6 protein-coding genes and 1 pseudogene are annotated in these 4,992 nt (G+C 34.3%); 2 read left to right on the forward strand and 5 right to left on the reverse strand.

Features of this window, described 5'->3' with window-relative positions:
* Positions 1 to 217: 217 nt before the first annotated feature.
* Together H8716_RS17220 and H8716_RS17225 are read right to left on the reverse strand one after the other, a co-directional pair.
* Positions 218 to 613, reverse strand: a complete 396-nt coding sequence (locus H8716_RS17220) for a DUF6483 family protein (RefSeq protein ID WP_015525010.1) — start codon at positions 611 to 613, stop codon at positions 218 to 220.
* 24 nt (positions 614 to 637) lie between these two features.
* Positions 638 to 1,138, reverse strand: a complete 501-nt coding sequence (locus H8716_RS17225) for a GNAT family N-acetyltransferase (protein ID WP_249310183.1) — start codon at positions 1,136 to 1,138, stop codon at positions 638 to 640.
* Between the two features lie 312 nt (positions 1,139 to 1,450).
* Here H8716_RS17225 and H8716_RS17230 point away from each other — a divergent pair, with 312 nt between their 5' ends.
* Positions 1,451 to 1,687 (forward strand): DUF6061 family protein, encoded by a 237-nt coding sequence (locus tag H8716_RS17230; RefSeq protein ID WP_249310185.1) that lies wholly within the window; start codon positions 1,451 to 1,453, stop codon positions 1,685 to 1,687.
* 49 nt (positions 1,688 to 1,736) lie between these two features.
* Here the strand turns inward: H8716_RS17230 and H8716_RS17235 are convergent, their stop codons facing one another.
* From H8716_RS17235 to H8716_RS17245, 3 genes and pseudogenes are all read right to left on the reverse strand, one after another.
* Complete coding sequence (locus H8716_RS17235; RefSeq protein WP_249310187.1) at positions 1,737 to 2,771, reverse strand: SdpI family protein; 1,035 nt, start codon at positions 2,769 to 2,771, stop codon at positions 1,737 to 1,739.
* Entirely contained in the window at positions 2,746 to 3,039 is a 294-nt protein-coding gene (locus tag H8716_RS17240; RefSeq protein ID WP_054754373.1) for an autorepressor SdpR family transcription factor, read from the reverse strand. The genes H8716_RS17235 and H8716_RS17240 overlap by 26 nt, the downstream gene beginning before the upstream one ends.
* A 255-nt stretch (positions 3,040 to 3,294) precedes the next feature.
* Positions 3,295 to 3,816: pseudogene (locus H8716_RS17245) on the reverse strand (beta-galactosidase small subunit-related protein); the annotation flags it as partial.
* Between the two features lie 671 nt (positions 3,817 to 4,487).
* Between H8716_RS17245 and H8716_RS17250 the strand changes: the two are divergent.
* Positions 4,488 to 4,847 carry a BlaI/MecI/CopY family transcriptional regulator gene (locus H8716_RS17250; RefSeq protein ID WP_117449961.1) on the forward strand — a complete coding sequence of 120 codons (360 nt, stop codon included), beginning with the start codon at positions 4,488 to 4,490 and terminating at the stop codon, positions 4,845 to 4,847.
* Positions 4,848 to 4,992: the final 145 nt, after the last annotated feature.

Genomic DNA, 4,992 nt, shown 5'->3' on the forward strand with positions numbered 1-4,992 from the left:
AATATATGTAATAGAGCCCAATAAGGTGGCTCTGAATTACCGGAATATATGGCTCTCATTCTCCGAAATGGTGGCTCTCAAAGTCCGGACAGGTGGCTCAAAGAGCCCCGGAATAATCACAAAAAAGGTAAAAAAATAGAACGTATAGTTAATTTCCATACGCTCTATCTCACATTTCATATTAAATTTTTTAATTCTACAAACTGGATTTTCTGCATTACTCATCATCCTTAATCATATATAACAAATTATTATATCCTGACTGCACAAGTAATTGCTTAAAGCCAGAAAGCACTTCTTCTTTTGTATAATTGTTGTTAATCAAAAACTCACTATCTTTCTCACTAAGGTATTGATAGAAAAGAGCTGCCGCCATCACCTCATCATTATTTGCATAATCAATGTTATCTAAAAGTATATTCTCTGCTTCGTTAATTTGCCCTGAATCAATCATATCAAGAAAACTTTTCAAATTTTTCCCTGACACTTCATATTTGTTTTCTTTTTCAAGCTCAACAGAAACATATTTTTTCCCATATATTAAAGAGAATAATATTCTCACCATTTCTTTTATCATTCGCATAATGTAATCTTTCTCATCCGTGAAATACATTTTCCACCTCCTCAAATTCTAAATTTATCTTACTTTCCCATAAATACATAAATCAAAAATATTGTTATTCTTAATAACTGCTTTTTCCATTTTTCCTTCAAGTAAAAAGCCATTTCTTTCTAACACTTTTCTTGATGCGATATTTGCTTCATATACAAGCCCTGTAATACGGATAATGTCTAATGTTTCAAATGCAATTTCACAAATCTGTCTTACTGCTTCACTCATAATGCCTTTTGAATATACTTCCTGCAATAAATAATAACCAATTTCAGAATCCTTGCGATACACATCGTCCTTCTGTTCAACAGATATCGTTCCTACAATTTTACCATCAACAACAATCTCTCGAAAGACACCTTTTTTACCTTCGTTGTCTTTTACCATGGTTAACCACCACTCAGCAGATGCATTTGTATATGGATTAGTTAATCTATCAGATAAAAAACTTCTATCAATTGAATTACACATTTTTATTAATACTTCTTTATCTTCAACCGACCACTTTCTTAATTCTATATTCATATCTATGTTCTCCTATAAATCCCGATTGAGATTTCACCTGTTTTAAGAAATTTAATAACTGTTATATTTTGTTATTAAATTCTCCGCAAACCATTGAAAACACTGGATTTGTCGCAGGTGAGCTTTCCCTTATTGTTTCCCTTGTGTTATATCGTCCCACCAGTGTTTACGAACTCTGATAAGGGAAAATACAAGGGCAAAAAAATTATATAAAACAGTATAACACAAAATAAAAGTGACATGGTGAACTGATTGAAATGCTTCTGATTTTTGTAGCAAATAATTGATTGAACGATAAGGAGATAAGATACGATGAGAACAATATTTGCAGAATATAATCCCGGACGAAACAGCATTGATGTTTATACCAGTGCAGACTATATGCTTCGCATTGACTGCTGGGAAGCAGAAAAGAATTTGAGAACCACACCCGGATCAGATTGTGCATTAAACACACTTGCCATTGATGAATCACTAGAATATGCTAGACTGTATCTTGATGGGAATTTACAGATGTGGGTAGATGCAGAAGATTCCTTGACATTATAGTAATGTTCAAAAAACGCTGAGAATAATTTCTTCTCAGCGTTTCCGACAACTATTTTCTTTCCTTTGACACCTTCTCACTTATTCTCTGATAGATTTCCTTTGTCTCTGCGTCATTTTCCCCATTTACAACTAATATTTTTCCATCTATGTTCATGACAACATATGAATGGCAGGAGGCATGAGTGTAGCGGATATAATCTCCGAAGATATCGTTTTTGAAGTTTCCCATAGCATACTTCAGGTTTCCAAAACCATTAGTTCTGTAATCATTATCGTTCTGCAATACATTTACTTCATAAGAAATGCTGTCAATTTGAGAATACTCCACTGTATAATCATTCCATCCTTTTGCTTCAATGTTAAAATCACGATCATTACAACGAATCTGAATGCTTCCACAAAACAAAGTCCATATAGTAAACACAATAGTGGAAATTGCGATGATCAGATATATCACACTTTTTTTTGTATTATATTGAATTTTTAAGCCTTCTCCGGTTGCCAGCTTTTTCTTATAAAAAAGGTAGGAGTAGAGAATGCTAATGATTGCAGCTGCCATAATGCTTACAATATACACAACCAGTGCAGCCATGCTTTCCCCAAAAAGTCCACAAAGCATACATAAAATACCTGATGCCATCCATAATTTGCCGCTGAATCTATGTGTTGCATTCCAGTTTTCTTCATCCATTAAAGACCATACAACTCTTATTCCTATGGTATTATTCTGTTTCACTTTTGGCAAATAATTTCCAATAACCATAAACAGCAGTCCAGTTCCATAGTAAATTACTGCCATAAACAGATTTTCCATATCTGCACCCATATTGACCAGTCTTGCAATACCATTATAGAGTAATGTTATAATTGGTATAATCCACATCGTCATTCCTATAATCTTGCGGCTCTGCTGTCTGTTCCGGTTATCATAAAATATTATTGCCACCAGCGCACAATCCGTCACTACAAAAAACACATTTGCCCACATGCTCTGTGTACTAGTGAATCCTACAAAAACCCCGATGAGCATTACCAGAAAAGAACAAATTAATGAACCTCTATATTTTTTTATCATTTCCTTCATCGTCCGATACTCCTTTCAAATCTATAATCCACAACATGACATCTTCCAATACGGAAGTGTTTAATTCATAATAAATAAATTTTCCCTCTCTTTTATTTCGGATTAAATCAGCCTCCTTTAATATTGCCAGATGTCTGGATATAGAAGCTCCCGTTACTGAAAAATGTTCACATATCTCTCCAGCAGAAAGCCGTCCATTCTTCAATAAATTTAAAATCTCACGTCGTATTGGATCTGCCAGTGCTTTTAATGTATCTTGTATACCCAAGAATTCATCACGCTCCTCGTTTAACATTTAACCTAATTGTTAAATGTATTATAATGCAAGATATCTTATCTGTCAACGACTAAATTTTTCTAAAAGAACGTGCTTTGTTCATTAAGGGCAGAGAGGCTTTTTGTCCCTCTGCCCTTAATAACAGATATCTCTTATAGCACTCATCTAACATATCGAAAGACTCTTAAAAATCTAATTCTCCATATCAACAGTATCCTCTTTCTTCCATCCAGTCTTTCACATAGCATAGATATATTTATCTGCAAGTGTCGGCATAATAAAACGCATTCCAAATACCGGAAGTTCTAGGAGTCCTTTTACTCCATTATAATGTACATCCACCTGGATTTTTCCAGATGCATGAACCGTATATGTCACAAGTACCGTTGTTGACGGATTGGATATTGTCTCATACGTATATTTTACAATGATCTCATCAGCAAAAACATCCCCACCGAAGCTGTTATTATCCGGTGCATATGGTTTCTGCACTTCTCCATCCATAATGACCTGTGTTTCCTTGCAGTCAATGAACATATCTGCCGAAAGCCAGCTTCCGCTTTTAATATGGAACTTGCTTCCTCTGTCATTATCTGTCAGAGCTCTCCAGAAAGTAGGTTTTGGGCAACGGTACAGCCACTCATATCCGTTTTTAACGATAGATTCCAGTCCGCCTTGTGCATAAGAAAAAATATAATCAAATCCTTCACCATGTACCCCAAGTGTATAGTCACCATAAACCACTCTTAATTTATCTGTATAAGCCATAGTAATTCCAGAGTTATAACTGGTTCACGCAAAACAGCTATCTGCAATCTCATCGTCATTATTAAACGGATTTTCCATTTGAACGTTATAAACGATTTGACTTCTCTCTGTCATAAAACATTGATCCTTTAGAAGTTGATAAACAATAGGCACTTTGCTGCATTGTATTGTCTTGTAAACATATTCTCATCGTGTTTTGGTTCAAACGTACGTTTTCCTTCCAATACATTATTTGTTTATATACATCAATCCCCATTTTTCAATTATTTATATACAAAACAACCTATTATGAGCTGCCTGCAAAGACAGTTTTACAATTTGCATTCAGTCCGACTATTTATGTAAGATGATATCTCCTGATTAGAAAAGCTGTCAGGTAATCTCTTACGTATAAATATTATAGCTATTTTTATCTCAAATTCATGTGAATTATATTGAACAAAACATGCACAAAATGATATTTTTTTATGATAGTCTTTTTAAGAAAAATTAAGTATGCTATGAGAAATTTTAGAAATAAAGTCTATGGAGATTATATCCGCTATACCCATTCATCCTGTCATTCCATTTTCGATTTTAAAAACTATACTTGACGCAAAATGACTATTGTAGTAGTATAATTATATGATTACTATTTCAGTAGTCATTTCATGCATGAAGGGAGTTTTTAAATGAACGTTAAATTATTTGATTCTGAACAAAAAGTAATGGAAGTATTATGGCGGGAGGGAAATCTGCATGCAGGCCAAATTGCAGAAATCCTAAAAGAAGAAATTGGCTGGAACCGGAATACCACCTACACCGTGATCAAAAAGTGTATCGAAAAAGGCGCAATTGAACGACAGGAACCAAAGTTTTTCTGCAAAGCGCTGATTACCAGGGAGCAGATACAGAAAGCAGAAACCAATGAACTGATCAATAAACTTTTTGATGGTTCTAAAATGCAGTTTTTTTCTGCTTTTCTTTCAGAAGACAAACTTTCCAAAGAGGAGATCTCTGAATTAAAAGAACTGGTCAACAAGCTGAAATAAATCAGATGGAGGTACTATAATAATGAGACAGTTATTATCAATGAATCTCACAGCCAGTTTCCTGATTCTGGTGATATTACTGCTTCGACACTTTTGCGGCAGAATACTGTCGAGAAGATGTTTTGTATGGCTGAGTATGATCGTG

It is taken from the genome of Jingyaoa shaoxingensis (assembly GCF_014385005.1).
Taxonomy (GTDB): Bacteria; Bacillota; Clostridia; order Lachnospirales; family Lachnospiraceae; genus Marvinbryantia; species Marvinbryantia shaoxingensis.

What these genes read in the sequence shown, in the direction of transcription:
- H8716_RS17220 (WP_015525010.1), bottom strand. Translation starts at nt 613, where the DNA reads ATGTATTTCACGGATGAGAAAGATTACATTATGCGAATGATAAAAGAA.
- H8716_RS17225 (WP_249310183.1), bottom strand. Translation starts at nt 1,138, where the DNA reads ATGAATATAGAATTAAGAAAGTGGTCGGTTGAAGATAAAGAAGTATTA.
- H8716_RS17230 (WP_249310185.1), top strand. Translation starts at nt 1,451, where the DNA reads ATGAGAACAATATTTGCAGAATATAATCCCGGACGAAACAGCATTGAT.
- H8716_RS17235 (WP_249310187.1), bottom strand. Translation starts at nt 2,771, where the DNA reads ATGAAGGAAATGATAAAAAAATATAGAGGTTCATTAATTTGTTCTTTT.
- H8716_RS17250 (WP_117449961.1), top strand. Translation starts at nt 4,488, where the DNA reads ATGAACGTTAAATTATTTGATTCTGAACAAAAAGTAATGGAAGTATTA.